At 62.7% G+C, this 25,567-nt stretch carries 29 protein-coding genes; 20 read left to right on the top strand and 9 right to left on the bottom strand.

Annotated features, from left to right (window positions below; genetic code table 11):
- Both fliQ and fliR read left to right on the top strand, forming a co-directional pair.
- Positions 1–270, top strand: a complete 270-nt coding sequence (gene fliQ, locus ACFQU0_RS13840; protein WP_382201740.1) for a flagellar biosynthesis protein FliQ — start codon at positions 1–3, stop codon at positions 268–270.
- A 2-nt stretch (positions 271–272) separates the two neighbouring features.
- Positions 273–1,034: a flagellar biosynthetic protein FliR gene (gene fliR / locus ACFQU0_RS13835; RefSeq protein WP_382201738.1), complete on the top strand. Its 762-nt coding sequence runs from the start codon at positions 273–275 to the stop codon at positions 1,032–1,034.
- A 25-nt stretch (positions 1,035–1,059) separates the two neighbouring features.
- On the opposite strand, the gene ACFQU0_RS13830 is transcribed toward fliR, so the two are convergent.
- Together ACFQU0_RS13830 and ACFQU0_RS13825 are read right to left on the bottom strand one after the other, a co-directional pair.
- Positions 1,060–1,689 (bottom strand): response regulator, encoded by a 630-nt coding sequence (locus ACFQU0_RS13830; protein ID WP_382201736.1) that lies wholly within the window; start codon positions 1,687–1,689, stop codon positions 1,060–1,062.
- Positions 1,686–2,816 (bottom strand): hybrid sensor histidine kinase/response regulator, encoded by a 1,131-nt coding sequence (locus tag ACFQU0_RS13825; RefSeq protein ID WP_382201734.1) that lies wholly within the window; start codon positions 2,814–2,816, stop codon positions 1,686–1,688. The genes ACFQU0_RS13830 and ACFQU0_RS13825 overlap by 4 nt, the downstream gene beginning before the upstream one ends.
- A gap of 193 nt (positions 2,817–3,009) precedes the next feature.
- Between ACFQU0_RS13825 and ACFQU0_RS13820 the strand changes: the two genes are divergently transcribed.
- The 6 genes from ACFQU0_RS13820 to ACFQU0_RS13795 are packed head-to-tail and all read left to right on the top strand — an operon-like array spanning position 3,010 to position 8,731.
- Positions 3,010–3,441: a hypothetical protein gene (locus ACFQU0_RS13820; protein WP_382201774.1), complete on the top strand. Its 432-nt coding sequence runs from the start codon at positions 3,010–3,012 to the stop codon at positions 3,439–3,441.
- 21 nt (positions 3,442–3,462) lie between these two features.
- Positions 3,463–3,825 carry a response regulator gene (locus ACFQU0_RS13815; protein ID WP_382201732.1) on the top strand — a complete coding sequence of 121 codons (363 nt, stop codon included), beginning with the start codon at positions 3,463–3,465 and terminating at the stop codon, positions 3,823–3,825.
- A gap of 40 nt (positions 3,826–3,865) precedes the next feature.
- Positions 3,866–6,091 (top strand): chemotaxis protein CheA, encoded by a 2,226-nt coding sequence (locus ACFQU0_RS13810; protein ID WP_382201731.1) that lies wholly within the window; start codon positions 3,866–3,868, stop codon positions 6,089–6,091.
- A gap of 39 nt (positions 6,092–6,130) precedes the next feature.
- Positions 6,131–6,976, top strand: a complete 846-nt coding sequence (locus tag ACFQU0_RS13805) for a CheR family methyltransferase (RefSeq protein WP_382201729.1) — start codon at positions 6,131–6,133, stop codon at positions 6,974–6,976.
- Between the two features lie 14 nt (positions 6,977–6,990).
- Complete coding sequence (cheD, locus tag ACFQU0_RS13800; protein WP_382201728.1) at positions 6,991–7,620, top strand: chemoreceptor glutamine deamidase CheD; 630 nt, start codon at positions 6,991–6,993, stop codon at positions 7,618–7,620.
- 16 nt (positions 7,621–7,636) lie between these two features.
- A complete protein-coding gene (locus tag ACFQU0_RS13795) occupies positions 7,637–8,731 on the top strand; it encodes a protein-glutamate methylesterase/protein-glutamine glutaminase (RefSeq protein ID WP_382201726.1) in 1,095 nt (364 codons plus the stop codon).
- 29 nt (positions 8,732–8,760) lie between these two features.
- On the opposite strand, the gene ACFQU0_RS13790 is transcribed toward ACFQU0_RS13795, so the two are convergent.
- Positions 8,761–9,291, bottom strand: coding sequence for a hypothetical protein (locus ACFQU0_RS13790; RefSeq protein WP_382201725.1), 531 nt, complete (start codon positions 9,289–9,291; stop codon positions 8,761–8,763).
- A 174-nt stretch (positions 9,292–9,465) separates the two neighbouring features.
- On the opposite strand from ACFQU0_RS13790, the gene ACFQU0_RS13785 reads away from it, so the two are divergent.
- From ACFQU0_RS13785 to rfbC, 9 genes are all read left to right on the top strand, one after another.
- Positions 9,466–9,858 carry a glycerate kinase gene (locus ACFQU0_RS13785; protein ID WP_382201723.1) on the top strand — a complete coding sequence of 131 codons (393 nt, stop codon included), beginning with the start codon at positions 9,466–9,468 and terminating at the stop codon, positions 9,856–9,858.
- Positions 9,855–11,306 (top strand): LTA synthase family protein, encoded by a 1,452-nt coding sequence (locus ACFQU0_RS13780; RefSeq protein ID WP_382201721.1) that lies wholly within the window; start codon positions 9,855–9,857, stop codon positions 11,304–11,306. Before ACFQU0_RS13785 ends, ACFQU0_RS13780 begins: the two co-directional genes overlap by 4 nt.
- 49 nt (positions 11,307–11,355) lie before the next feature.
- The gene (locus ACFQU0_RS13775; protein ID WP_382201719.1) at positions 11,356–12,291 is read left to right on the top strand and encodes a branched-chain amino acid transaminase; all 936 of its coding nucleotides are present in this window, start codon (positions 11,356–11,358) and stop codon (positions 12,289–12,291) included.
- A gap of 10 nt (positions 12,292–12,301) precedes the next feature.
- Positions 12,302–12,520, top strand: a complete 219-nt coding sequence (locus tag ACFQU0_RS13770) for a zinc-finger domain-containing protein (protein ID WP_382201717.1) — start codon at positions 12,302–12,304, stop codon at positions 12,518–12,520.
- Between the two features lie 124 nt (positions 12,521–12,644).
- Positions 12,645–13,805 carry an O-antigen ligase family protein gene (locus ACFQU0_RS13765; RefSeq protein ID WP_382201715.1) on the top strand — a complete coding sequence of 387 codons (1,161 nt, stop codon included), beginning with the start codon at positions 12,645–12,647 and terminating at the stop codon, positions 13,803–13,805.
- Positions 13,802–14,869, top strand: a complete 1,068-nt coding sequence (rfbB, locus tag ACFQU0_RS13760; protein WP_382201713.1) for a dTDP-glucose 4,6-dehydratase — start codon at positions 13,802–13,804, stop codon at positions 14,867–14,869. Before ACFQU0_RS13765 ends, rfbB begins: the two co-directional genes overlap by 4 nt.
- Positions 14,866–15,756 carry a dTDP-4-dehydrorhamnose reductase gene (gene rfbD, locus ACFQU0_RS13755; RefSeq protein ID WP_382201711.1) on the top strand — a complete coding sequence of 297 codons (891 nt, stop codon included), beginning with the start codon at positions 14,866–14,868 and terminating at the stop codon, positions 15,754–15,756. Before rfbB ends, rfbD begins: the two co-directional genes overlap by 4 nt.
- A 9-nt stretch (positions 15,757–15,765) precedes the next feature.
- On the top strand, positions 15,766–16,647 hold the full coding sequence (gene rfbA / locus ACFQU0_RS13750) for a glucose-1-phosphate thymidylyltransferase RfbA (RefSeq protein WP_382201709.1): 882 nt from the start codon (positions 15,766–15,768) through the stop codon (positions 16,645–16,647).
- Positions 16,644–17,192 carry a dTDP-4-dehydrorhamnose 3,5-epimerase gene (rfbC, locus tag ACFQU0_RS13745; protein ID WP_382201708.1) on the top strand — a complete coding sequence of 183 codons (549 nt, stop codon included), beginning with the start codon at positions 16,644–16,646 and terminating at the stop codon, positions 17,190–17,192. Before rfbA ends, rfbC begins: the two co-directional genes overlap by 4 nt.
- Before the next feature lie 50 nt (positions 17,193–17,242).
- Here rfbC and ACFQU0_RS13740 read toward each other — a convergent pair whose 3' ends face one another.
- The 5 genes from ACFQU0_RS13740 to xdhC all read right to left on the bottom strand — a co-directional run bounded on the left by ACFQU0_RS13740 (position 17,243) and on the right by xdhC (position 22,773).
- Complete coding sequence (locus ACFQU0_RS13740) at positions 17,243–18,442, bottom strand: urate hydroxylase PuuD (protein ID WP_382201706.1); 1,200 nt, start codon at positions 18,440–18,442, stop codon at positions 17,243–17,245.
- Positions 18,443–18,866: 424 nt separating this feature from the next.
- Positions 18,867–19,625 (bottom strand): GntR family transcriptional regulator, encoded by a 759-nt coding sequence (locus ACFQU0_RS13735; RefSeq protein ID WP_382201705.1) that lies wholly within the window; start codon positions 19,623–19,625, stop codon positions 18,867–18,869.
- A 16-nt stretch (positions 19,626–19,641) separates the two neighbouring features.
- Positions 19,642–21,012 (bottom strand): NCS1 family transporter, encoded by a 1,371-nt coding sequence (locus tag ACFQU0_RS13730; RefSeq protein WP_382201704.1) that lies wholly within the window; start codon positions 21,010–21,012, stop codon positions 19,642–19,644.
- Positions 21,013–21,047: 35 nt separating this feature from the next.
- On the bottom strand, positions 21,048–21,779 hold the full coding sequence (locus tag ACFQU0_RS13725) for an aspartate/glutamate racemase family protein (RefSeq protein WP_382201702.1): 732 nt from the start codon (positions 21,777–21,779) through the stop codon (positions 21,048–21,050).
- A gap of 187 nt (positions 21,780–21,966) precedes the next feature.
- A complete protein-coding gene (gene xdhC / locus ACFQU0_RS13720) occupies positions 21,967–22,773 on the bottom strand; it encodes a xanthine dehydrogenase accessory protein XdhC (protein WP_382201700.1) in 807 nt (268 codons plus the stop codon).
- Positions 22,774–22,886: 113 nt separating this feature from the next.
- On the opposite strand from xdhC, the gene ACFQU0_RS13715 reads away from it, so the two are divergent.
- Positions 22,887–23,417: a hypothetical protein gene (locus ACFQU0_RS13715; RefSeq protein WP_382201698.1), complete on the top strand. Its 531-nt coding sequence runs from the start codon at positions 22,887–22,889 to the stop codon at positions 23,415–23,417.
- A gap of 43 nt (positions 23,418–23,460) precedes the next feature.
- On the opposite strand, the gene uraH is transcribed toward ACFQU0_RS13715, so the two are convergent.
- Positions 23,461–23,832, bottom strand: coding sequence for a hydroxyisourate hydrolase (gene uraH, locus ACFQU0_RS13710; protein WP_382201696.1), 372 nt, complete (start codon positions 23,830–23,832; stop codon positions 23,461–23,463).
- A gap of 85 nt (positions 23,833–23,917) precedes the next feature.
- On the opposite strand from uraH, the gene ACFQU0_RS13705 reads away from it, so the two are divergent.
- Positions 23,918–24,583 carry a GntR family transcriptional regulator gene (locus ACFQU0_RS13705; RefSeq protein ID WP_382201694.1) on the top strand — a complete coding sequence of 222 codons (666 nt, stop codon included), beginning with the start codon at positions 23,918–23,920 and terminating at the stop codon, positions 24,581–24,583.
- An 8-nt stretch (positions 24,584–24,591) separates the two neighbouring features.
- Positions 24,592–25,566 (top strand): allantoinase PuuE, encoded by a 975-nt coding sequence (puuE, locus tag ACFQU0_RS13700; RefSeq protein WP_382201692.1) that lies wholly within the window; start codon positions 24,592–24,594, stop codon positions 25,564–25,566.
- The last annotated feature ends 1 nt before the right edge of the window (position 25,567 follow it).

The following is a 25,567-nucleotide window of genomic DNA, read 5'->3' as shown; positions in this document are numbered from 1 at the left end:
ATGGACCCCCAAGCTGTACTCACCATAGGGCAAAACGCCCTGTTCATGCTGCTGATGGTGGCAGCACCCGTGCTGGGCACGGTGCTGGTGGTCGGCCTCGTGATCAGCCTGTTCCAGGCACTCACCCAGATCAACGAATCCACCCTGTCCTTTGTGCCCAAGCTGATCGCGGCAGTGGCGGTGTTCGCCTTGACCGGCCCGTGGATGCTGACCACCTTGGTCGAATTCATCCGCCGAACGCTACTTTCGATTCCTGACTACGCGATCTGAACATGGTCACGTTCAGCGAAGCCCAGATCATGGCCTGGGTGTCGCCCATCTTCTGGCCGTTTCTTCGCGTGCTGGCGGTGTTCACCAGCGCACCCATCTTCTCCTCGCGCAGCGTGCCCACCCGCACCAAGGTGGGCTTGGCGCTGGTGATTGCGCTGTGCCTGCAACCCGGCCTGCCCGATCAGGCCGTGATTTCCCTCAATGGTCCCGGTGCTTTTGGCGCCGTGGTGCAGCAACTCGCGATTGGCGTGGCCATTGGGCTGGCGGTGCGCATCGTTTTTGCGGCAGTGGAGATGGCGGGCGAAATCGTGGGGCTGCAGATGGGCCTGAACTTTGCCGGTTTTTTTGACCCCACGACCAACTCGCAGTCCAGCTCGGCAGGCCGCTTTTTTGGCAACCTGTCCATGATGCTGTTCGTGGTCCTCAACGGGCACCTGATGCTGATCCAGGCGGTCAACGCCAGTTTCTCCACCTTTCCGGTCGGCGGTGACCCGCTCGCATCGCTGCAAACCCTGCGCCTGCACGAGCTGGGCGCCATCATCTTCACCTACGGCCTGTGGATTGCCCTGCCCATGATTGGCATGTTGCTGTTCATCAACGTGGCGCTGGGCATCATCTCCCGCATCGCACCCCAAATGAACGTGTTTGCCATCGGTTTTCCACTCACGCTGTCGGCTGGATTGGTGAGCATTGCGGTCACGGTGCCCATGCTCGAAGAGCCCGTGGCGAGGTTGATGCGGGTGGTGTCCGAAATTTTCATCTGATGGCCATGGCCACCATCAGCCCACGTCAGACGATGCCATTGCGGATGGCATACACCGTCATCTCGGCGTTGTTGGCCAGACCCAACTTCTCCAACACACGTGCACGGTAGACACTGACCGTCTTGGGACTGAGCATCAGTTCTTCAGCGATCTGCGACAGCTTTTTGCCACTGGCAATTTTCTGCAGGGTCTGCAACTCGCGCTCGGACAAGGTGGAATGCAGTTCCTCTGCCGCAGGGGCCGCCAGGTTGTTGGCCAGCAACTCCGCGATCTGCGGCGTGATGTACTTGCGCCCCTGGGACACGGCACGCACCGCCACCAGCAGCTCGGCAGGATCGCCGGCCTTGTTGAGGTAGCCCACCGCGCCGGCCTTGAGGCAGCGGATGGCGTACTGGTCTTCGGGGTACATGGACACCATCAGGGCTTTCACCGGCGGCCCCTGTTCGGCCAGCGAGGCCAGGATCTCCAAGCCGCTGCGCCCGGGCAGGTTCACGTCCAGCAACAACACATCGCAGGGCTGCTTGCGCAGCACCTCGCGCAAATTGGCGTAGCTGTCGGCCTCGCCCACCACCTGGATGTCGGTGGCCTCGCTCAGGGTGTCCCGCACCCCCCGGCGCACCACCGCGTGGTCATCACACAAGACCACTTTGATCATGCTTCTTCTCCCTTGGCCAGTTCTTCGTTCGATGAGTGTGCCAGCGGCACCGACAGGATCAGCGTCATGCCCTGACCGGGGCCGGGGTTGACGACGTCCAGCCAGCCGCCCACCGTCTGGGCACGCTCGCGCAGGCCCAGCAGCCCGAAGGCGTTGGCATTGGCCAGCGCCTCGGGCGACGCGCCTTGCCCGTTGTCCGACACCTCCAGCGTCAGAAAACCCTCCAGATCGCTCAATTCCAGCCGCACCTCGGTCGCGCCCGCGTGTTTGGCCACATTGGTGAGCGCTTCTTGCGCGGTGCGGTAGGCCACCATCTCCACCTCGCGTGTCAAATGCGGCATGTCGCCAGCGTGGCGCAGTTGGGCACGGATGCCCGTGCGGTCGGCGAAGGTTTGCACCAACCACTCCATGGCGGCAATCAGCCCCTGGTCGAGCACGGCAGGACGCAGGTTGCGCATGATGCGCTGGCTGGCGCCCAGGGCATGCGCCACCATGTCTTGGGCAGATGCCAGATGGGCGCGGGTGTCGTCGTCGGTCGCGCGGCGCCCCAGCCAGGCCAGGTCCAGCCGGATGGCGGCCAGCGAGCCGCCGATGTCGTCGTGGATCTCGCGCGCAATGTCGGCGCGTTCGCGGTCTATGCTCGATTGCAAGTGCTCGGTGAGTTCGGCCAGCCGTTGTTTGGAAGCCGCAAGTTCCAGCGCCGTCTGGGCGCGCTCACACTTGATGCGGTGGTGCTCCAGGGCACGTTGCACCACCATGGGCAAGCGACTGAGGCGGTTCTTGTCCACATAGTCACTGACCCCACGCACCATGGCATCGGCCACCACCGCTTCACCGATGGCGCCCGAAACGAGGACAAACGGCAGGTCAATCGCCTGGGTCTGCATCCATTCCCAGGCGTCCAGTCCGGAGAAACCCGCCAGGTGGTAGTCGGCCAGCACCAGGTCGATGCCCCCCCCACGCAAGGCCATTTCGAAACTTTCCAAGGTATCAACGTGAAAAAGCTTGAAATGCCACCCGCTGCGCCCCAGAATATGGTCAACCAACTCGTGGTCGGCGAGGCTGTCCTCGAGGTGGAGTATGCTAAAGAAATTCAAAATAACGACCGATACGCTATTGGGAGGCATTCATTATGAAGATAATTTTCAATTCAGAGCGACCGTTGATCTCTATCAAGCGGCCTCGCCGCTGACAGATCGGTTCGACGCAGTGTCTGGTACAAACCATTCTCAGAACTGAGCCCCCATGGAACCGGATCCCCATTCGCACCAGGACCGCCGCCGCTGGGCACGGGCAGACGACGTACCCCACTACGAGCCCATGCCCGACCGCGCCACCGAACCCACCGTGGCGCTCACCCTGACTGCCGTGGCCGACATGCAGGATTCTCTGCTGGTGGCGATGAATGACCTCAAGCGGCTCGAAGGCCTGCTCGACCATGCCACCGGCAACCTGCTGGAACGTTTCAACACCGCCATCTCGGCCCTGCAGGCGCTGCATGGCGACAATGCGCAAACACGCCAGATCGGCGAAGCCTTGCATTTGGCGGTGACAGAGTTGCAATTCCACGACATGGCCTCGCAGTTGCTGGTGCACACCGGCAAGGTCCTCAGGGGGTGCGCCTACAAGTTGGCCGAAGAGGCCATGGAACTGGAAGAGGACGAACTGGGCGTGGTGGAAACCTGCCTGCCGGAGCGCCCCAATCCGGTGACACAGAGCGAAATGGATGCGGGCTCGATCGAGCTGTTTTAATTTTCGAGAACGAGGTTATTCATGCACTCAATATTGGCCGTCGACGATTCCGCATCGATGCGCAAGATGGTGTCCTTCACCCTGGTGGGTGCGGGTTTCAAGGTGGTGGAGGCGGTGGACGGCCAGGACGCCCTTGAGAAGGCCCAAGGCCAACACTTCGACCTGGTGCTCACCGACCAGAACATGCCCCGCATGGACGGCCTGGGCCTGACGCGCAAATTGCGCGATCACCCCAAGTTCAAGAACACGCCGATTTTGATTTTGACCACCGAGTCCAGCGACCAGATGAAGCAGGCCGGGCGCCAGGCCGGCGCCACCGGCTGGTTGGTCAAACCGTTTGACCCGCACCGCCTGATCGAAGTGATCAACAAGGTCATTCGCTGATGGCACACCGCCATCAACCACAGCCCACGGTGCGAACGCCATGACAGACGATTCAAAAAAAGACGACAGCTTTGACTTGACGCAGTTCTACCAGATCTTCTTCGAAGAGGCTGGCGAGAACCTGGAGACCATGGAGCAGCAACTGCTCGAACTCGACGTCGAAAACCCCGACGACGAAGAACTCAATGCCATCTTCCGCTGCGCCCACTCGATCAAGGGTGGCGCGGCCACCTTCGGGTTTGAAGATGTGGCGGAGATGACACACCAGATGGAGTCGCTGCTGGACAAGCTGCGCCGCCACGAGCTGACGCTGACGTCACCCATGGTCGATGTGTTGCTGGAGGCCTCCGATGTGCTCAAGGGCCTGCTGGCTCGGCACCAGGGTCTGGATGCTCCTCCCGTGGAAACCGGCGATCTCGTGGCGCGCATCCGCGTGCTGGCCACGGGTGGCGGCCCTGCACCCGCTCCTGCCAAGGCGCCCCCGCCTCCCCCACCGCCGCCACCTGCCCCGGTGGCGTCAGCCGCGCCCGTCGCCTCGGGCGACCGCAAGCTCAAGGCCACCATCGGCCCGCTGGACAAAGCCGATGAGGCCGACCCGATCAAGGAGTTGTTCCGCGACATCGCCGGCCTGGGCACCGTGTTGTCCGAGTCCTTCGAGAACCAGCACAAAGTGTTCGAGATCCAGTCCAGCAGCAGCAACGACGACTTGCTGGACCTGTTCGCCTTCCACGTGGCCAAGGACAAGATCAAGCTGGAACCGCTGGATGCCGCACCGGCACCAGAACCCGCGCCTTTTGTGAGCCAGAGTTTGATCCCGGTGTCGTCTGATCGACCACCGAGTGGTGACATCGAACAGGGCTATGGCCTGTACGCAGGGGCGCCGGGCAGCCCGATTGCCAACCACAGCCGCTCCGACACCGGCGAGGTCACCCGCAACGACGACCTGATTCAGGGCTACGGCCTGTTTGCGGGCGCCCCGGGCAACCCACACACACACGAAAGCCACACCGCAGCGCACGAGGCTGCGATCCAGGCGGCCACAGGTGACGCCGGCAAAGGCCCTGCCAAAGCGGCGGCCAAGCCTGCGGCCGGCGCCACGCTGGAAACCACCACCCTGCGGGTGTCGGTCAGCAAGATCGACCAGCTGATCAACCAGGTGGGTGAGTTGGTGATCACCCAGGCCATGCTGGCGCAAAACAGCCGCATCCTCGACCCCTCCATCAACCAACAGCTCATGGCCGGCCTGGCCGATCTGGAGCGCAACACCCGCGATTTGCAGGAATCGGTGATGTCCATCCGCATGATTCCCATGTCGGTGGTGTTCAGTCGCTTCCCGCGCATGCTGCGCGACCTGGCCGCAAAACTGGGCAAAAAAGTGGAATTTGTGACGGTGGGCGAAGCCACCGAGTTGGACAAGGGCCTGGTGGAAAAAATCACCGATCCGCTGACCCACCTGATCCGCAACAGTTGCGACCACGGCATCGAAATGCCCGCCGACCGCCTCAAGGCCGGCAAACCCGAGATGGGCACCATCACCTTGTCGGCCTCACACCAGGGTGGTTCCATCCTGATTGAGGTGCGTGACGACGGCAAGGGGCTGAACCGCCAGAAGCTCATCGACAAGGCGCGCCAGCGGGGCATCGACGCGCCCGACAGCATGCCCGACAGCGAGGTGTGGCAGCTCATCTTCGCGCCCGGCTTCTCCACCGCCGAACAGGTGACGGACGTGTCGGGCCGGGGCGTGGGCATGGACGTGGTGAAGAAGAACATCGCGTCGCTCGGTGGCTCGGTGGACATCGACACCTCCGAAGGTTATGGCATGAGCGTCAAAGTGCGCCTGCCGCTGACGCTGGCCATCATGGACGGCATGTCGGTGCGGGTCGGCGATGAGGTCTACATCCTGCCGCTGGCGTCGGTGGTCGAGTCCTTCCAGGTCAAGGCCGGCGACATCAACACCGTGGCCCAGGGCGGCCAGCTGGTGAAGGTGCGCGAGGAGTACATGCCGGTCATCGAGATCGACCGCATCTTCCAGGTGCCGCGCGATGGCGACAACAACGGAGCCAACTCGCTGATGGTGGTGGTCGAGTCGGACGGTTCGCGGGTGGCGCTGATGGTGGACGAGTTGCTGGGCCAGCAACAGGTGGTGATCAAGAACCTAGAGTCCAACTACAAAAAGGTGCCCAACATCTCGGGCGCCACCATCCTGGGCGATGGCCGCGTGGCCCTGATCCTGGACACCTCCGGCTTGGTGCGACGCAATCGGTAGTAAGGCATATAGCCCGTTTATAAAAACAGAAAGTACGCCATGTCCGATGATGACGACAGCGGACCGGTCGCCCAGGGGAGGGAGTTCACCTGGACCAACCAGGATTTCACCCGCATCAAGGCGCTGATCTACAAACACGCCGGGATCAACCTGCACGATGGCAAACACGCCATGGTGTACAGCCGTGTCTCGCGCCGGCTGCGCGAGACCGGGCACAGCAGCTTCAAAGCTTACCTGGACGCGCTGGAGCAGCAGCACACGGGCCCCGAATGGCAGGAGTTCGTCAACGCGCTGACGACCAACCTGACGTCTTTCTTCCGTGAAAACCACCACTTCATTGAGTTGGACAAACTGATCCGCTCCAAACCGCCCACCCACGAGTGGAAGGTGTGGTGCAGCGCGGCGTCCACCGGCGAAGAACCTTATTCGATTGCCATCACCCTGGCCGATGCGCTGGGCACCGAAGGACGCTTTCGCATTTTCGCCAGCGACATCGACACCAAGGTGTTGAGCACGGCCGCGCGCGGTGTCTACAAACTGGACAGCATCAAGGGCCTGAGCACGGCGCAGATGCAGAAGTACTTTCTCAAAGGCAAAGGCGCGAACGCGGGCTATGCGCGCGTCAAACCCGAGCTGCAGCGCCACATCGAATTTTTCACGCTCAACCTCATCCAGGACAACTGGGCGCTGAAGGAGCAGTTTGATGTGGTGTTCTGCCGCAACGTGATGATTTATTTCGATGCGACCACGCAGCGCCAGGTGCTGGCGCGCATCCATCGCGTGATGAAAGACCAGGGCACGCTGTTCGTGGGACATGCCGAAAACTTCAGCGATGCCCGCACCCTGTTCGCCCTGCGGGGCAAAACCGTGTACGAAAAAGTCTAAAACCGGGCGCCCACATGCACCACACCGCTGCCCACCTGCAGACACTGAAAGCGGCGCCCCGCAAGCCGGGCGAAGCTTCGTTCTTTTTCTCCGACCACCACTTCAAAACCAACGCAGTCAAGATTCTGCCGGGAGAGTACTTTGTGTCAGAGGAGGGCATCGTCATCATGACGGTGCTGGGTTCCTGCATCGCCGCCTGCATCTGGGATTCGCAACGCCGCATTGGCGGCATGAACCACTTCATGCTGCCCGAAGGCACGCCGCTCGATGCCTCCGGGCGCTACGGCTCCTACGCCATGGAGTTGCTGATCAACGAAATGATCAAGATGGGCGCCCGGCGCGAAAACATGCAGGCCAAAGTGTTTGGCGGTGGGCAGGTCATTCACAGTTTCACCACCATGAACGTGGGGGAACGCAACACCAAGTTCGTGATGGACTACCTCCAGACGGAGCGCATCCCCATCGTCTCCAAAGACGTGCTGGACATTTATCCGCGCAAGGTGGTGTTTTTTCCGGTCACGGGCAAGGCCATGGTCAAACGGCTGGCACACTCGCACCCAGACAAACTCGAAACCCAGGAACGTGCCGGCAACGTGGCCAACGTGGTGCAATCCACGGCTGGCGGCTCGGTGGACCTGTTCTGAACCCGCTGACTGAAAGATGAGCAAGATCAAAGTGGTGGTGGTCGATGACTCGGCGCTGGTGCGCAGCCTGCTGGCCGAGATCATCAACCGCCAGCCCGACATGGCCTGTATTGGCACTGCCAACGACCCACTGGCAGCGCGCGAGATGATCCGCGAACTCAACCCCGACGTCATCACCCTGGACGTGGAAATGCCCAAGATGGATGGGCTGGAGTTCCTCTCGCGCCTCATGAAGCTGCGACCCATGCCGGTGTTGATGGTGTCCACCCTGACAGAACGGGGGGCCGAGATCACCATGCGGGCGCTCGAAATGGGTGCGGTGGATTTTGTGGCCAAGCCGCGCATTGGTGTGTCCTCCGGCTTGCGCGAACTGGGCGACGAAATTGTGGACAAGCTGCGCATTGCTGCCAAAGCGCAGGTGCGGCGCCTGACCGCCCCGCCGCCTTCGGCAGGCAGCGGAAGTGCCGGCGCCACCACCGCACCCACGGCCGCCAAACCTTTTGGCCGGCTCTCCACCGAAAAAGTCATCTGCATTGGCTCGTCCACCGGAGGCACCGAAGCCATCAAAGAAATCCTGGTGCGCATGCCGGCCGACTCCCCGGCCATCGTCATCACCCAGCACATGCCGCCGGGTTTCACCACCAGTTTCGCTGCCCGGCTCGACAGCTTGTGTCGCATTTCGGTGTCGGAAGCGCGCGACGGCGAACGCATCCTGCCCGGCCACGCCTACATCGCCCCGGGCGGACTGCAGTTCCGCATTGACCGCAGTGGCGCCAACTACGTGGCGGTGGTGGAGGACACCCCGCCGGTCAACCGCCACAAGCCCTCGGTGGAGGTGCTGTTCAAATCGGCGGCCAAGGTGTTGGGGCCGAACGCCTACGGCGTGATGCTCACCGGCATGGGTGCCGACGGCGCGACCGCCATGAAAGAAATGCGCGACGCGGGCAGCTACAACTACGTGCAGGACGAGGCGAGTTGTGTGGTGTTCGGCATGCCCAAAATGGCCATCCAGGCCGGCGCCGCCCACGAGGTGTTGCCCTTGCTCCAGATCGCGGACGCACTGACGGAGCGCATCCGCTCGTCAGGTGGTGCGGTGCGCCACCGAATTTGAACCGCAAAAACGGGGCACAACGGAGCGCTTCAGACTTCGATGTCGATGAAGGTGCCGGGGCTGTTGGGCGGTTTGCCGCCTTCCGGCAACATGTAGGGTGTTTCGTTGATCGGCATTTCGGTGCGCGGTCCCTCGGGTGCGGCGGCTTCTGCGTTGGCACTGAGGGCATCCACAGCGGCCCGGCTGGCCTTCCAGAGGTTGGGAATGAACTGCTCGATCTGTTGGTCCAGCGCTTGTTCCACAGACGACTTGGGCTCGGCCGGCAACTCACCCTTGAAACGCGACGGGGTCAAGGGCGCCTCTTCCGACACCGCCTGCAGGTTTTTGGGCAAATCCGGCTGGACAGCTTCACCCGGTGCCGTGACCGGTGGCAAGCTCGATGGCAGGTAAGTGGCTTGTGCACCGGTGCCTTCGCCAGACGGGATGCTGACCACGGTACCACCGCTGCTGTCGCGCGTCACCGAGGGGCTGGAACGGCCAGCCGTCACCGGCGGCGGTGGTGTCGCCACGGGTGTCTGCAGGGGCCTGGGGGCCACGCCAATCGATGATATGGTCAGCATGATGTTCTCCTTGCTGGACGGATACGGTCGACGGATTACCGCCGTTCCCTCATGTTATCGGACACTTGAGTCCCGTCTTTAGGCTTTTTTTTGACTTTCTTTCCATCGATGCAGCGTCTCTTCACGCAACGCCCCTGGAGGGCAAACACCCGAACCGCCTTCTGGTGGACGGCCATGGCACTGGTTCTGTGGGGCGCCTGGCGCCAATACGGCGGCCTGGGGCTGCTGTTGGCGTTCAGCATGCTGATGTTCTGGCTCACGATCCAGTTCAGCCAAACCTTGCGGGTGCTCAAGCGCGCAGCCAGCCAGCCCAAAGGCAGCGTGGCCCATGCCCTCAAACTCCATGTGAAACTCAAACCCGGCATGAAACTGCTGGAAGTGATTGGCTTGACCGGCAGCCTGGGCGAGATGTTGTCCGAGCCTGACACCCAGCCTGAGGTGTTCCGCTGGAGCGACGCCAGTGGCTCGTCGGTCACAGCGCACTTTCTGGATGGCCGGCTGCTGGAACACCACATTGTTCGTGTGCAGGCCGATACGGAGCGCACGGACGGACCTCACAACCCGTGAGCCGACGCACCAGCCTGCTGGGCACGTTTGTGCTCTCGGCATTGACCATGGCGCTGTACCGCTTCCCGTTCTGGATCGTGGAGGAGTTCGGTGACATCAGCTTGGAGCAGGCCTGGTTTCACCTGACTTTGAGCGGTACACAGACCTGGGCAACGGTGCCAACAGCGCTGGTGCGGGGCACGGTGCGTGAACTGGTTCTTAAGCCCACGGCCTGGGGGTTGGCGGTGACGTTATTGGCAGGCCTTCTCGTCCACCGGGGCGCTGGGCGACGCCGTCTTGTCGAGCTGCTGGTGGGAGCAAGCGCGGTCGTGTTGGGTGGCATGGGGCTGATGCGAACGGCACAGGCGCTGAATCTTCAAGATCACTGGACACGACAGAGCGATGGGCCCGACTGGATGGAGACATACCACGTGCCGCCCAAGATCGAATATCTGGCCCAACAGACTGGGCACCCACCTCACAACCTGGTGCTCATCTATGTGGAGTCGCTGCAGAACAAGTTTGTGCAGCCGCAGCGCCCGCTTGCACGATGGCGTGAAAAGCACACCTCGGCAAGCCGCTTTTTCACACTTCCTGGCACGCAATGGACACTGGGTGGCATAGTGGCCAGCCAATGTGGCTTGCCGCTGATGCCAACCGGTTGGACAGGCCGCAACAACTTTGACGAGATGCAGGCACCTTTGCGCGGCGCTGTCTGCCTGGGCGACGTGCTGCGCGCTGCAGGCTACAAGACCGCTTTTGTGGGCGGCGCCGACCCCGACTTTGCGGGGAAAAGACAGTTCTTACAGACCCATGGTTTTGAGAGCGTGTACGGCCGGGAAGACATACGCAAAAGCACAGACACTTACCAATGGCCCACGGACTGGTGGGGGGTGGAGGACCACACCATGCTGGCCTATGCCAAACAGGTCCTCGGCGACCTCTCGCGTGGTCCACAGCCGTTTTTCCTGAGCCTGCTCACCCTGGACACCCACGGCCCCGACGGTCTGATGTCGCGGCACTGCCCTGCCCCCGACACCCGGCAGCCGCTGCTCGGCATCTTTGATTGCAGCCTCACAGCGGTCGAAGATTTCTTGGCCGAGCTGCATCGCCAAGGTCACATGCAGAACACGGTCGTGATTGTCATGGGTGACCACCCGCTGATGGCGCCCGGCTGGAAATCGCCACATCGGCAAGACGTCGATCATGCCGCCAACGATGTGTTTTTTGCCATGGCCGTGCCGGACCAAGGCACCCGCAAGCTCGCGGCCATTGCCCACTTCGACGTCTACGCCCTCAGCCTTCAGGCGACCCTGCGAACCCGCGACCAAGCGCTGGCGCTGGGACGCACGCCACCGCAACGCCCCAGCCTGGTCGAAAGCGAAGGGCTGGATCGCCTGGCGGCCAGACTGCGATCACCCTCACCCGGCTACCAACGGCTTTGGCAGGTGCCCCCTGCACCACCGTAAAATGCGTTTTTTGCCGCCAATGGTTGCGGCGCAACAACAAAGGCAAGACATGTCCGTGATTCCCTCGATGTCCGACCGCGACGGCAAGATCTGGATGGATGGCCAGATGGTCGACTGGCGCGACGCCAAAATCCACGTCCTGACCCACACGCTGCACTATGGCTGCGGCGCCTTTGAGGGCGTGCGCGCCTACAAAACCCCTCAAGGCACGGCCATCTTCCGCCTGCAGGAGCACACCGACCGCCTGTTCAACAGCGCCAAGATCCTGCGCATGGCCATTCCGTTCACCAAAGAACAGGTGAACGAGGCGCATCGTGCGGTGGTGCGGGACAACCTGCTGGAAAGCTGCTATCTGCGCCCGCTGACCTGGATCGGCGACAAGAAGCTGGGCGTCAGCCCCAAGGGCAACACCATCCATCTCATGGTGGCCGCGTGGGCGTGGGGCGCTTACCTGGGCGAAGAAGGGTTGAAGCGCGGCATCCGCGTCAAGACCAGCAGCTACACCCGCCACCACGTCAACATCACCATGACGCAGGCCAAGGCGGTGAGCAACTACACCAACTCCATATTGGCCAACATGGAAGTGACCGATGAGGGTTACGACGAAGCCCTGCTGTTGGACAGCTCGGGTTTCGTGAGCGAAGGCGCTGGAGAAAACATATTTATTGTCAAAAACGGCGTCATCTACACCCCCGACCTGTCGGCCGGCGCCCTGAACGGCATTACCCGCAACACGGTGTTCCACATCGCCAAAGACCTGGGCCTGGACATCGTGCAAAAACGCATCACCCGCGACGAGGTGTACATCGCCGATGAAGCCTTCTTCACGGGTACCGCCGCCGAAGTGACGCCCATCCGCGAACTCGACCGCATCGAACTCGGTGCCGGCTCGCGTGGCCCCATCACCGAGAAGATCCAGAACGCGTTCTTCGACATCGTGGGTGGCCGCAACCCGAAATACGCCCACTGGCTGACCCTGGTCTGAAACACCCATCATGAGCACACCCACAGCCAACGCCGCCATCGAGCTGGCCGCCACGGACCTCAACGCCCACGGCGGCGTGTTCTGCCCCAGCCCGCTGGCCGACATGAAACTCTGGAACAGCCACCCCAAGGTCTACCTGGACGTGGCCAAATCGGGCGAAGCCCGTTGCCCGTATTGCGGCACGGTGTACCGTCTCAAGGCCGGTGAACACGTGGCCCAAGGGCACTGAATAGGTGGGGCCGCATGGAGGGGCCCCAAGACCAAGCCAGATGACAAGAACAGATAGGGCGGTAGGTGCTCTGGCCACGGCACTGGGCATAGCGGTTTTTTTGCCGGTAGGTGCTTCCTACCTTTTGCTGTTTCTGCTGACGTGTTTGCTGTTGTCGGACAGCACGTCATTCTGGGAACGCTGGCCATTTGCCGACCACCCCGGTCTCGGCTGGCTGTTGCTGGCATCGCTGGTGTGGCCGATGGTGGTGCTGCTTGCGACCGGCTGGGAGGCAGCCAGTGCGAGCCGGCTGTTTCACATCGTTCGAGTGGCGTGGGTGCTGACACTCGGGTTGATGCTGAGGCCGAACGAGGCGTGGCAAGCTGTGTATGGTCTGCTCATTGGCGCTGGACTGAGTGTGACGGTCATCCTCGTGCACCAGGTGTGGCCACTGCCTGACAACCCTCTGTGGGCCAAGCTGCTGATCGTAGACGGCAATGCCAGCAGCCAGAAGATGATCATGCTCGCCTGTACCGCAGGTGTTGGTCTCTGGCTGGCCTTGCAGAATCGGCACGGCACCTTGCACCGTGTCTTGCTCCTCTCGCTGGCGGGGGCCGCGATGACTGCCGCCGCCAGATACGGCTACTCACGCAACGCCTATCTGCTGCTGGTGTTGTTGCCAGGCGCGCTGTTTCTGTACCGCTTGCGACACCACCGTGCAGCGCTGTGGGTGCCGCCGGTGTTGGTCTTGACGATATTTGCACTGGCTTGGTCGCTGTCACCTGTGATGCAAGCCCGCTGGCTGCGAGCCGTCAGCGAGCTGCAAGCGTCGTTGGCCGGTCTCGACTACGAGGGCAGCAGCGTGGGCGTGCGCTGGGCCATGTTCCGACTGGCCTGGGACAGTATCTGGGCACACCCACTCCTGGGCACCGGACTGGGCAGCTGGGAGCCGATATGGCATGCCCACTCTGTGCAAGCGCCGTTGATGAGCCTGACCAACAATCCCCACAACGACTTCCTGCTGTATGGCATGGAAACCGGGCTCCCGGGCATGCTGATCTTGGCGACAACCTTGGGTTGGTTTCTTTGGAAAAGCTGGGTCAACCACTCCCCTCTGGGCGGTATCGCCTTTCTTCTTGCCATCGCTGTGGTCGTTACCGCGACGATCAACGCGCCTTTCCGAGATGCGACCTTGGGCATGTCGCTCATTTGGTTGATGGCCGCCACGACAAGCCTACACACCAGGTTGCCACAGACACACTCCGATCAACACGTCGTCATGACCCCGAAGCCCAACACACCATGAGCATCCTCGTCACCGGCGGCGCCGGCTTCATCGGCGCCAACTTCGTTCTCGACTGGCTCGCACAATCCAACGAGCCCATCGTCAACCTCGACAAGCTCACCTACGCCGGCAACCTGGAAAACCTGGCCTCGCTGCAGGGCGACGGGCGCCACACCTTTGTTCAAGGTGACATCGGCGACCGTGTCCTGCTCGACCGCCTGCTGGCCGAGCACCACCCGCGCGCCGTGTTGCACTTTGCTGCCGAAAGCCACGTGGACCGCTCCATCCACGGCCCCGAGGACTTCATCCAGACCAATGTGCTCGGCAGCTTTCGCCTGCTCGAAGCCGTGCGCGGATACTGGAACACCCTGCCCGAGACGGAAAAAGCCGCCTTCCGTTTCCTGCACGTGAGCACCGACGAGGTGTATGGCAGCCTCTCTCCCACCGATCCGGCCTTTGCAGAAACCCACCGCTACGAACCCAACAGCCCGTATTCCGCCAGCAAGGCCGCCAGCGACCACCTGGTGCGCGCCTGGCACCACACCTTCGGCCTGCCGGTGCTCACCACCAACTGCAGCAACAACTACGGGCCCTACCACTTCCCCGAAAAACTCATCCCGCTGATGATCGTCAACGCCCTGGCCGGCAAACCGCTGCCGGTGTATGGCGACGGCATGCAGGTGCGCGACTGGCTTTACGTGAAAGACCACTGCAGCGCCATCCGTCGCGTGTTGCAGGCCGGTCGCCTGGGCGAGACCTACAACGTGGGTGGCTGGAACGAGAAGCCGAACATCGAGATTGTGAACACCGTGTGCGCCCTGCTGGATGAAATGCGACCACGCGCAGACGGCCAGCGTTACGCGACCCAGATCACCTACGTGAAAGACCGCCCCGGCCACGACCGGCGCTACGCCATCGACGCGCGCAAGCTCGAAGCCGAACTGGGCTGGAAACCGGCCGAGACGTTCGAAAGTGGCATACGCAAGACCGTGGCCTGGTACCTGGACAACGCCGACTGGGTGGCGCGTGTACAAAGCGGCGCCTACCGGGACTGGGTGGCCACCCAGTACGAAAGCGCAGCGTGAAGGTACTTCTGCTGGGCAAAAACGGACAGGTTGGCTGGGAGCTGCAGCGCAGCCTGAGCGTGGTGGGCGAACTCGTGGGGCTCGACCGCCACAGCACCGATCACTGCGGCGACCTTTCCCAGCTCGACGGCCTGCGCGATACCGTGCGTGCCCTCAGCCCTGATCTCATTGTCAACGCCGCCGCCCACACCGCGGTGGACAAGGCCGAGAGCGAGCCCGAGTTGGCGCAGCGCATCAATGCCCTGGCCCCGGGGGTGTTGGCCGAAGAAGCGGCCCGGCTGGGCGCGCTGCTGGTGCACTACAGCACCGACTACGTGTTTGACGGTGGCGGTTCAAGGCCCTGGCTGGAGTCCGACACCACCGGGCCACTTTCGGTCTACGGCAGCAGCAAACTGGCCGGGGAACACGCGATTGCCGTCAGCGGTTGCAGCCACCTCATCCTGCGCACCAGTTGGGTGTACGGGGCACGCGGTGGCAACTTCGCCAAGACCATGCTGCGCCTGGCCGCTGAACGCGAGCGGCTGACCGTCATCGACGACCAGTGGGGGGCTCCCACCAGTGCCGAGCTTTTGGCCGACGTGACCGCACACGCGGCCCGCAGCACCCTGCTGCATCCCGAACGTGCGGGCCTCTACCACTGCGCCGCTGCGGGCGAAACCACCTGGAATGGCTATGCCCGGTGTGTGCTGGCGCACGCACAATCTCGGGGCCGCATACTCAAGGCGGGGCCGGAGCAAGTGGACAAGGTGCCCACCTCAGGTTTTCCGACCCCCGCCCGCCGTCCCCACAACTCGCGGCTGGACTGCACCAAGTTGCAAACCACCTTCCGCCTGCGCCTGCCCCCCTGGCAACAAGGTGTGGCCCGCATGCTCGATGAAATTCTCTGACAACACCCCATGACCCAACGCAAAGGCATCATCCTCGCCGGTGGCTCCGGCACCCGCTTGCACCCGGCCACCCTGGCCATCAGCAAACAGCTGCTGCCCATCTACGACAAGCCCATGGTCTATTACCCGCTGAGCACGCTCATGCTCGCGGGCATGCGCGACATCCTGCTCATCAGCACGCCACAAGACACGCCGCGTTTCGAGCAACTGCTGGGCGACGGCAGCCAGTGGGGCATCAACCTGCAATACGCCGTGCAACCCAGCCCCGATGGCCTGGCTCAGGCCTTCATCATTGGCGAGCCCTTCATTGGCAACAGCCCCAGTGCCCTGGTGCTGGGCGACAACATCTTCTACGGCCACGACTTCCAGCCCCTGTTGCACGCGGCCGATGCCCAGACCAGCGGCGCCACCGTGTTCGCTTACCACGTGACCGACCCCGAGCGTTACGGTGTGGTGGCGTTTGATGGCGCCGGCAAGGCCAGCAGCATCGAAGAAAAACCCAAGGTCCCCAAAAGCAACTACGCCGTCACCGGTCTGTACTTCTACGACCAGCAGGTCATCGACATCGCCAAGGCCACCAAGCCGAGCGCCCGTGGCGAACTGGAAATCACCACGGTGAACCAGACCTACCTGGAACAGAACCAGCTGAGCGTGCAGATCATGAAACGGGGTTACGCCTGGCTGGACACCGGCACCCACGACAGCCTGCTGGACGCGGGCCAATTCATCGCCACGCTGGAGCGCCGCCAAGGCCTCAAGATTGCTTGCCCGGAAGAAATTGCCTGGCGCAGCGGCTTCATCGACGACGCGCAGCTCGAAAAGCTCGCCGCGCCACTGGCCAAAAGCGGCTACGGCCAGTACCTGCAAGGCCTGTTGAAAGACAAGCCATGAACGTGATTGAAACCGCCCTGCCCGGCGTGCTCATCATCGAACCCAAGGTGTTTGGTGATGCGCGCGGCTTCTTCTTCGAGAGCTTCAACCAGCAGCGCTTCAATGAAGCCACGGGCACGCGCTTTGACTTCGTGCAGGACAACCACAGCCGTTCGGCCAAGGGTGTGTTGCGTGGCCTGCATTACCAAATCCAGCAACCCCAGGGCAAACTGGTGCGGGTGGCACGGGGCGCGGTGTTCGACGTGGCGGTGGACCTGCGCAAAAGCTCGCCCCACTTCGGCCAGTGGGTGGGGGTGGAGCTGAGCGAGGACAACCAGCGCCAGCTGTGGGTGCCACCGGGTTTTGGCCACGGTTTTGTGGTCACCAGCGACAGCGCCGACTTCCTGTACAAAACCACCGACTACTACGCGCCGGCCTTCGAGCGCTGTGTGGCCTGGAACGACCCATCCATCGGCATTGAATGGCCGAAGCTTGGCATGACCCCCTTGTTGTCGGCCAAGGACACCGCTGGCCTGACCCTGCAAAACGCCGACGTGTTTGCCTGACCAGCGCTGCGGCCACCCAGCGTTGCTGGGTCGTGCCGCTCGTTCAAGCCTCAATCAACCTTGGCGCCGCCCTTGAACCACTGGGCAAACAAGGCCCGCTCATCATCCGTGAGGCCGGTCGCGTTGTTCATGGGCATGAGCTTGCTGACCACCACCTGCTGGTAAACCGTTTGAGCGTGCTGTTGCAACAGCGCCGGGCTGTCCAGCCGCACGCCCTTGGACTGCAGTGCCTCGCCGTGGCACATGGCACAGCGTTGTTCGATCACCGGCTTAAGCTGGGCGTAGCTCACCACAGCGGGTGCCGCGGCGGCAGTGGGCGAAGGCGCGGGCTTGAGCCACACGATCAAACCGATCAACACCACCACACCCACGGCGGCGTATTTCCATGGGTGGGGGTTGCGACCCAACTTGTGACCGTGGCGCATGACAAAAAACTGTCGGATGGCCGCGCCGGCAAACATGAGCCCAATCAGGATGAGCCAGTTCTGCGGATGGCTGTAGGTGAAGCTGTAGTGGTTGCTCAGCATGGCAAACAGCACCGGCAGCGTGAAGTAGGTGTTGTGCACGCTGCGCTGTTTGCCACGCTTGCCGTGGATGGGGTCCACCGGCCGACCGGCCTTCAGATCGGCCACCACGGTGCGTTGGCCGGGAATGATCCAGAAAAACACGTTGGCGCTCATGGCGGTGGCGATCATGGCGCCCACCAGCAAGAAGGCCGCCCGACCTGCAAACATCTGTGTGGCCGCGTAGGCGGCAATACACACCAGCACCAACACGGCAGCGCCCACTTTGGCATCGCCGTTCTCACCTTGGCCCAGGGTGCGGCAAATGCCGTCGTACAGCAGCCAGAACACCACCAGGAAAGCCAGGGCAGCACCAATGGCGGCCGCCGGCGTCCAGGCCATCACCTTGGGGTCGATCAGGTAGACGCTGGGGCTCCACAGGTAGGACACCAGGAACAACGCGAAGCCGCTGAGCCAGGTGGAGTAACTTTCCCAGTAGAACCAGTGCAAGTGATCGGGCAGCTTGGGCGGGCTGACGTTGAACTTGACAGGGTGGTAGAAACCGCCACCGTGCACCGCCCACAACTCGCCGCTCACGCCCTGCTTTTTCAGGTCATCATCGACCGGTGGCGTGAGGCTGCTGTCAAGGAAGACGAAGTAGAAGGAGGAGCCAATCCAGGCAATGGCGACGATGACGTGCAGCCAGCGCAGCAGCAGGTTGGCCCAATCGAGCAGGTAGGTTTCCATAGCAGCCTCTCCCAAGTGACGGCGTTGCGGTTCACCACTGCGGGCGCTCTGAACCACTTCCGAACCGCGAACCAGACAAACCTGAAACCCTTCAGCTTGCCAGCACCGCTGCGATTGCTGAAGCAAAGTGTATACAGTTTTTGGGAACCAGGCACCCAAGGGATTACCCTTGTCTCGCCATCATGCAAGGACGATGCCAAGCTAGGAGTCTGCGCGGCAGAAGCGCGTCGGCTGCAACGCGTGGAGAAAAGTCCCACTTTGCACCCGTTTTTCCGGCTGTGGCTACGGCCAGAGTCCTCAAAAGCGGGCACAAATTGGACTCTTTTCCCACGCGTTTCGCTTCGACGCCTTCTGCCGCGCAGACTCCTAGGTGGCGGACCGATGTCTCGAGACACGACCTCAGGGCGACTGCCCCAGGACGCACTCACATCATCAGCGCCTTCACCAGATCGAGCTGGCGCCCCGCGCCCACCTGCTGCAGATCCAGGCTGGCTTCAAGCCGGCTGAGGTGATCCATCATGTACGCCACTGCGGCATCGGTGTTTTTTTCTTCGCACAACCGCAGAAACTGCTCGTGTTCATCGGTGGCACAGTGGGCGTCGTTGTGGCTCTGGTAAAGCATGGCGATCAGGGAACTGCGCCCCACCAACTCTGTGACGATTTCTGTGAGGATGTGGTGCCCCGTCAGTTCGGCCAGTGCCACGTGGAAGTCGCCGAGCAGTTGTTCTCGCACCGCCCCCAGCGCCAAGCCCTTGAGACTGGACCGTTCCATGCGGACGTGCTGCCGCAGGCGATCAAAGTCGGCCCGCGTTGCACGGGCCACAAACAAGCGCACGATTTCGCTTTCAATGAGACGGCGCGCCGAAAAGATTTCGCGCGCCTCCTCCACCGTGGGCTGGCAGACAAACGTGCCCTTGTCGGGCACGGTATGCACCAGCTTGTCCTTGGCCAGCATCACCAAGGCGGCACGCACCTTGGTGCGGCTGACCGCATACACCCGCCCCAGGGCCTCTTCACGCAACCAGGTGCCGGGGGCAATGCGCCGCTCGACGATGGCGGCCGCCAGGTCTTGGGCAATGCTCTCGACAGTGGGGGCCGAGCCAGCTCCCTGCGAAGCAGAAGCCGCCCCCGGTACTGGACCGGTTGAGGGCGCTGTGTGGGCAGAGGAGCGGCGAGTGACCATGCACCCGATTCTAGGCTCAGGCCCTCCGTGCGACAGGTACCGTGCCCTGGTCCACGGGTTGGGCGCCGTCCATGAAGCGGCGGCTAGGTGCCCAGTGCTTCATCAGCAGGTAGTAGCACAGGCCAGCGGGCAAGAGGCTGGCATACCAGCTCACCTTGGAGAAGTAGAGCGCCACCACCGCGCCAAACAGGGTGGCGATGATGCCAGCCCAGTTCACGCCACGGTAAGGACCGTTTTCATCGTAGAGCTTCTGCAAGTCCAGCCGACGACCGCGCAGGATGTAGTAGTCCACCACCAACACGGCAAAAATCGGCCCCAGAAAAGCGGAATAGGTCTGCACAAACATTTGCAGCCCACTGGACGACTCGTCCTTGACCAGCTCCCACGGAAAGGTACAGAAAGCCAGCAAGCCCACCAGCACGGCCGATTTTTTGAACGACAGCTTGAACACGTCCATCAGCACGTAGGCGGGGGGCACCACGTTGTTGAGCACGTTGGTGGTGACCTGCGCAAACGCGATGAACAGCAACGTGATCACCAACAGCGGCTTGTTGTCCACCGCACTGGAGAACACCGCAATGGGGTCGCTGGTGCCGGTGGCGCCCGCCACCATCAGTCCGATCAGGCCCATGAAGATCGTGGCTGGCAGGATGGACATCGCGTAGATCGTGGTCAACAGGCCGGGACGCACGTCGCGGTGCAATTCACGGGAATAGTCGCTGACGTTGAGCATCATGGTGCTGTAGATGCCCAGAAACAGCATGGTGGCACCCCAGAAAGGCAGGCCCCAGGTGCCTTCGATGCTGGTGATCTTGGCGTCAATGGCACCCCCGTACTTGGTGATGACGGCCCAGAACATGTAGAGCAGCGAAGCGATGATGAAAACGCTGCCGACGTTTTCCAGCCACTTGATGCCCTTGAAGCCATACACCGACAACGCAATCTGGAGCACCTGGAAAATGATGAACCAGACCACCAGGTTGTCGAAACCCAGCAGCGCAGCCGAAACGGCGTTCAACGCACCCGCACCGATCCAGCTCTGAAAGCCGAACCACACCACGGCGGGCACCGCACGGATCAAGCCGGGGAATCGGGTACCGGCAAAGCCGAAAGCGGTGCGCGCCTGCACCATGAAGGGTATGCCGTACTTGTGGCCGGCTGCCCCATTGATGGTCAGGGCCACGCCGATGACGAAGCAGCCCACCGCAATGGCCGTCACCGCCTGCAACATGTTGAGTTGCCCCACCAGGCTGGAACCCATGGCGAAGGTGCCGATGGACACGCAGCCTCCCAGCCAGGCCAGCAGGTAGGACCATTTGTCCATGATCCGTGTTTGTTGTGGCGCCAGCGATTCTTCGCCCGCCGACTTGTCGTGAGATTCACTCATGGATTGCCTCCGTCGATCGTTGAAATACGCGCCGCTCAGGCGCTGAAATGCCTGAACTGGCCTGCAAAGGCCTTCGGGCGTGGGAAATCGAGGTCACCGTGTTTGCTGGTCTTGAGCCCCAGGTGCACGAGGGATTCGGCCAGCTTGACGGCCGCGCTGACGCCCTCCACCACCGGCAGGCCAACGGCGTCCGAAATGGTGTCCGTCAGATCGGCCATGCCGCCGCAGCCCAGCACGATGGCGCCGATGCCATCCTCGTGTTTGGCCCGCAAGCTTTCCTCAATGATCTTGCGCAGCGCAGCATCCGGATCGTGCTCCAGGTCCAGCACCGGAATTTCGGCGGCCCGCACCTTGCGACACAAATGCGCAAACCCGTATTGCTGCAACAGGTGCTCCGCAATGATCCCGGTGCGACCCAGGGTGGTGACCACCGAAAAGCGCGTGGCCACCATGGCCGCCATGTGAAACGCGGCTTCGGCGATGCCAATCACCGGCGCCCGTGTGAGCTCACGGGCCGACCAAAGCCCCGGGTCTCCAAAACAGGCGATCACATAGGCGTCGGTTTGCTCGCGCTCACCCGCCAGCACTTCCTCGGCCACGCCCACGGCGGCAACAGCTTCATCGAAATGGCTCTCGATGGACACCGGCCCCCCCGCCGGCTGGGTGGCCACGATCTGCGTGCCGGGGCCAGCCACACGGGCTGCGGCCGCGCCAATGGTCTCGGTCATGGCGCACGTGGTGTTCGGGTTGATGACACGTATTTTCAAGGACCCTCCGTTTATGGTTAAAGTTTGAATTCAATTTTTGTACACAATATTTGGATTCAATAACAAAAGACGGTCCACCAGCATAGGGATTTACCCCCAGCAGCAGGCAGGCGAGCTCGGTTGAACGAAGGGGAAAAAGTCAGAGCACCCCCATGCACAGGGGGCGCTCCCACGGCCGACAGGGGCGTCAGCGTGCTTGGCGCATCAGCAGCTGCGCTGCCACCGAGGCCGCAATCGTGGCCGGAGCCTTGCCTGTGATCTCGGGCAAGCCGATCGGGCAGGTGATGTGGGACAACTCGGCGGACGTGAAACCACGCGCCTCAAGGCGGTGTCTGAAGGTGGCCCACTTGGTGCGGCTGCCAATCAAGCCCACAAACGGGAGATCGCCGCTTGCGCGTTGCCGAAGCAGGCAGGCAGCCACCACATCCAGATCCTCGGCGTGGCTGAAGCTCATGACGAGCACCAACGAACCTGGCCGCAAGTCGGCCACCGCCCCATGCACCGGATCGGAATGTTCGGCCTGCACCTGGGGCGGCAAATCGGCCGGGAACACCTCGTCGCGGCTGTCTGTCCATTGGATGTCAAAAGGCAATGGCGTCAGCGCCGCCACAATGGCGCGCCCCACGTGCCCTCCGCCGAACAAGGCCACCGGCGTGTGCTGCGCGCGCAGGCGCTGGCTCAGCGCGTCCCGGTCGGTTGGGCCCGCCCACTGGTAGCGCAGCGTGACCTGACCGCCACAACATTGGCCCAGGCTCGGGCCCAGCACCACCGTGTGTTCTTGCGCCGGACCTGGCCCCGAACGCAGCAACTCACGGGCATGTTCAGCGGCACGCCATTCCAGGTGCCCACCCCCCACCGTCCCGATCTGCCCGTGGAGCAACACCGCCATCCAGGCCCCGGGCTCGCGTGGCACCGACCCTTTGACGGCGACCACCTCGACCAGCACCGCGGCAGCGGTGTCCAGGTGCGCAAGCAATTCCGACAAATGGGACATGGGCGTAAACAAATGCAAGGAATGTCAGGCAAACAGTATGCCGTGCAACACCCTCAGGCAGGCTCTGCGATGGCGCATACACTCCCAACGCAAAACCCGATGAGGCACCGGCCATGCAAACGAACATCGACCTTTCCCGCCGCCTGACACGCGCCCTGCCCCTGACCCTGGTGGCGCTGCTCGCTGCCTGCAGCCTCCCCCCATCGATGCGCCCCGGCACCTCGCCAGCGGACGGCACACCCACAGCGCCACCAACGGCCAAGCCACCGCCCCCGGCAGCCGATGGGGTGAAAACCTCGTATGCCACCGATCCCCGCAGCTACCGCCGCGATGCGGCGACCCACCTGTATTCGCTGAATACCGGGCGCATCTTTGTGGGCAAACTGCCGCCTTTGTTGTATGCCGTGGGCGTGATGCAGGTGGAACTGGACGGGCGCGGACACGTGCGGCATTTCAGCTGGCTCAGGGCCCCCAAACACGCACCCGAAGTGATGGCAGAGATTGAGCGCACCGTGCGCCGCGCTGCGCCGTTCCCAGCACCCGCTCGGCTGGGCAAGGTCACCTATACCGAAACCTGGCTGTGGGACAAAAGTGGGCGCTTCCAGCTCGACACCTTGACCGAAGGCCAGCGCAGCGAACTGTGAACGCGGGCGCCAGCGCCGTGGCCACAACCGGCGCACAGGCCCTTCAACTGCCGCGGTACGTCGAGTAAGACCAGGGGCTGACCAGCAGAGGCACGTGGTAGTGCTGATCGGTGTGGGCCACGCCGAAGTCCAGTGCCACGCGACCCAGGAAGTTGGGCTCAGGCAAGACCACGCCTTTGGCCTTGAAATAGCCCTCCACGTCGAACACCAATCGATAGGTGCCGGCCTTGAGACTGGTGTTGTCGTACAGCGGACCATCCGGGTTGCGGCCGTCGTCATTCAGCTGGAAACGCTTGACCAGACTGGCACGCAGTTCGTCGCTGCCAGCCACGCGCTCGGTGGTGTACAGCGCCACCGACATGCCCGCAGCGGGGCAGCCGTTCATCGTGTCCAGTACGTGGGTGCTCAGGCCCATGGCTCTTCCTTTGTCTCAATCGGTGAGGGATGTGCGGTCGACCAAAAGTGTATACAGTTTTTGGATTTGTGGCTATGATGAATCCATGGAATCGTCCAGCACACGCCAGATTGTTGAATCGCTGAGCCGCGCCATCGTGGAGCACCGGCTGCACCCGGGCACCAAGCTGGCCGAGCAGAAATTGGCCGATCATTTTGGTGTCTCCCGCACCTTGGTGCGGCAGGCTTTGTTCCAGCTGGCGCAGAACCGCCTGGTCACCCTCGAACCGGCACGGGGGGCGTTTGTGGCCACACCCTCGGTGGAGGAAGCGCGGCAGGTGTTTGCGGTTCGGCGCATGCTCGAAGCGGAAATGACGCGCGAGTTTGTTCGCACCGTCACACCCGCAAAAATCAAGGCCCTCAAGGCGCATGTGGCCGAAGAACGCAAGGCCGTGGACGGCACCGACGTGGCCAGCCGCACCGAATTGCTGGGCGACTTTCACGTGCGCATGGCCGAACTCATGGGCAACCACGTGCTGGCCGGCATGTTGGGTGAGCTGATTTCGCGGTGCGCCTTGATCACCTTGATGTACCAGAGCGCACACGCCGCCGGCCATTCGCACGAAGAGCACGAAACCATCGTCAAGGCGCTGGCCGCCAAGGACGCCGACCTGGCCGTGCGCCTGATGAACGAACACCTGCAACACGTCGAAGAAAACCTCAGCTTCGACCGCAAGCTGCCCGCCAACACCTTGTCAATGGCCCTTTCCTGAGCGCCCCCATGAGCACCCACAACAGCACCTACGACACCACCCTCGCCTACCCGCGCGACCTCCTCGGCTACGGCCGCCACACGCCCCACGCCCAATGGCCGAGCGGCGCCCGGATAGCGGTGCAGTTCGTCCTGAACTACGAAGAAGGCGGCGAGAACTGCGTGTTGCACGGCGATGCCGGCTCGGAGCAGTTCCTCTCCGAAATGTTCAACCCGGCCTCCTACCCCGACCGCCACATCAGCATGGAAGGCATCTACGAGTACGGCTCGCGCGCCGGCGTCTGGCGCATCCTGCGCGAGTTCGAAAAACGTGGCCTGCCTCTCACCGTTTTCGGCGTGTCCATGGCGCTGCAGCGTCACCCCGAACTGACCGCTGCGTTTGTCGAACTGGGCCACGAGATCGCCTGCCACGGCTGGCGCTGGATTCATTACCAGAACCTGGACGAGGCCACCGAACGCGAGCACATGCGTATCGGCATGGAGATCATCGAGCAGATGACAGGCAGCCGGCCCCTGGGCTGGTACACCGGCCGCGACAGCCCCAACACCCGCCGCCTGGTGGCCGATTTCGGCGGCTTCGAGTACGACAGCGACTACTACGGCGACGACCGGCCCTTCTGGATGAAGGTGAAAAAAAGCGACGGCAGTGTGGTGCCCCAACTCATCGTGCCCTACACGCTGGACTGCAACGACATGCGCTTCGCCCTGCCCCAGGGTTACTCGCACGCCGACCCCTTCTTCCAGTACCTCAAGGACACGTTCGACGCGCTCTACGCCGAGGGTGACCCGAGCGGCGACAACGCGCCCAAGATGATGAGCATCGGCATGCACTGCCGGCTGCTGGGTCGTCCGGGCCGCATCACCGCGCTGCAGCGTTTCCTCGACCACATCCAGGGCCATGACAACGTGTGGGTGTGCCGCCGCCTGGACATCGCGCGGCACTGGAAGGCGACCCACCCCTACAAGAACACAGCGGAGACATGAC

This window comes from Hydrogenophaga defluvii, from assembly GCF_042665235.1.
In the GTDB taxonomy this organism is placed as follows: domain Bacteria; phylum Pseudomonadota; class Gammaproteobacteria; order Burkholderiales; family Burkholderiaceae_C; genus Hydrogenophaga; species Hydrogenophaga defluvii_A.
The sequence above is the reverse complement of the archived record's forward strand: the minus strand, read 5'-3'. Positions and strand labels throughout refer to the sequence as shown.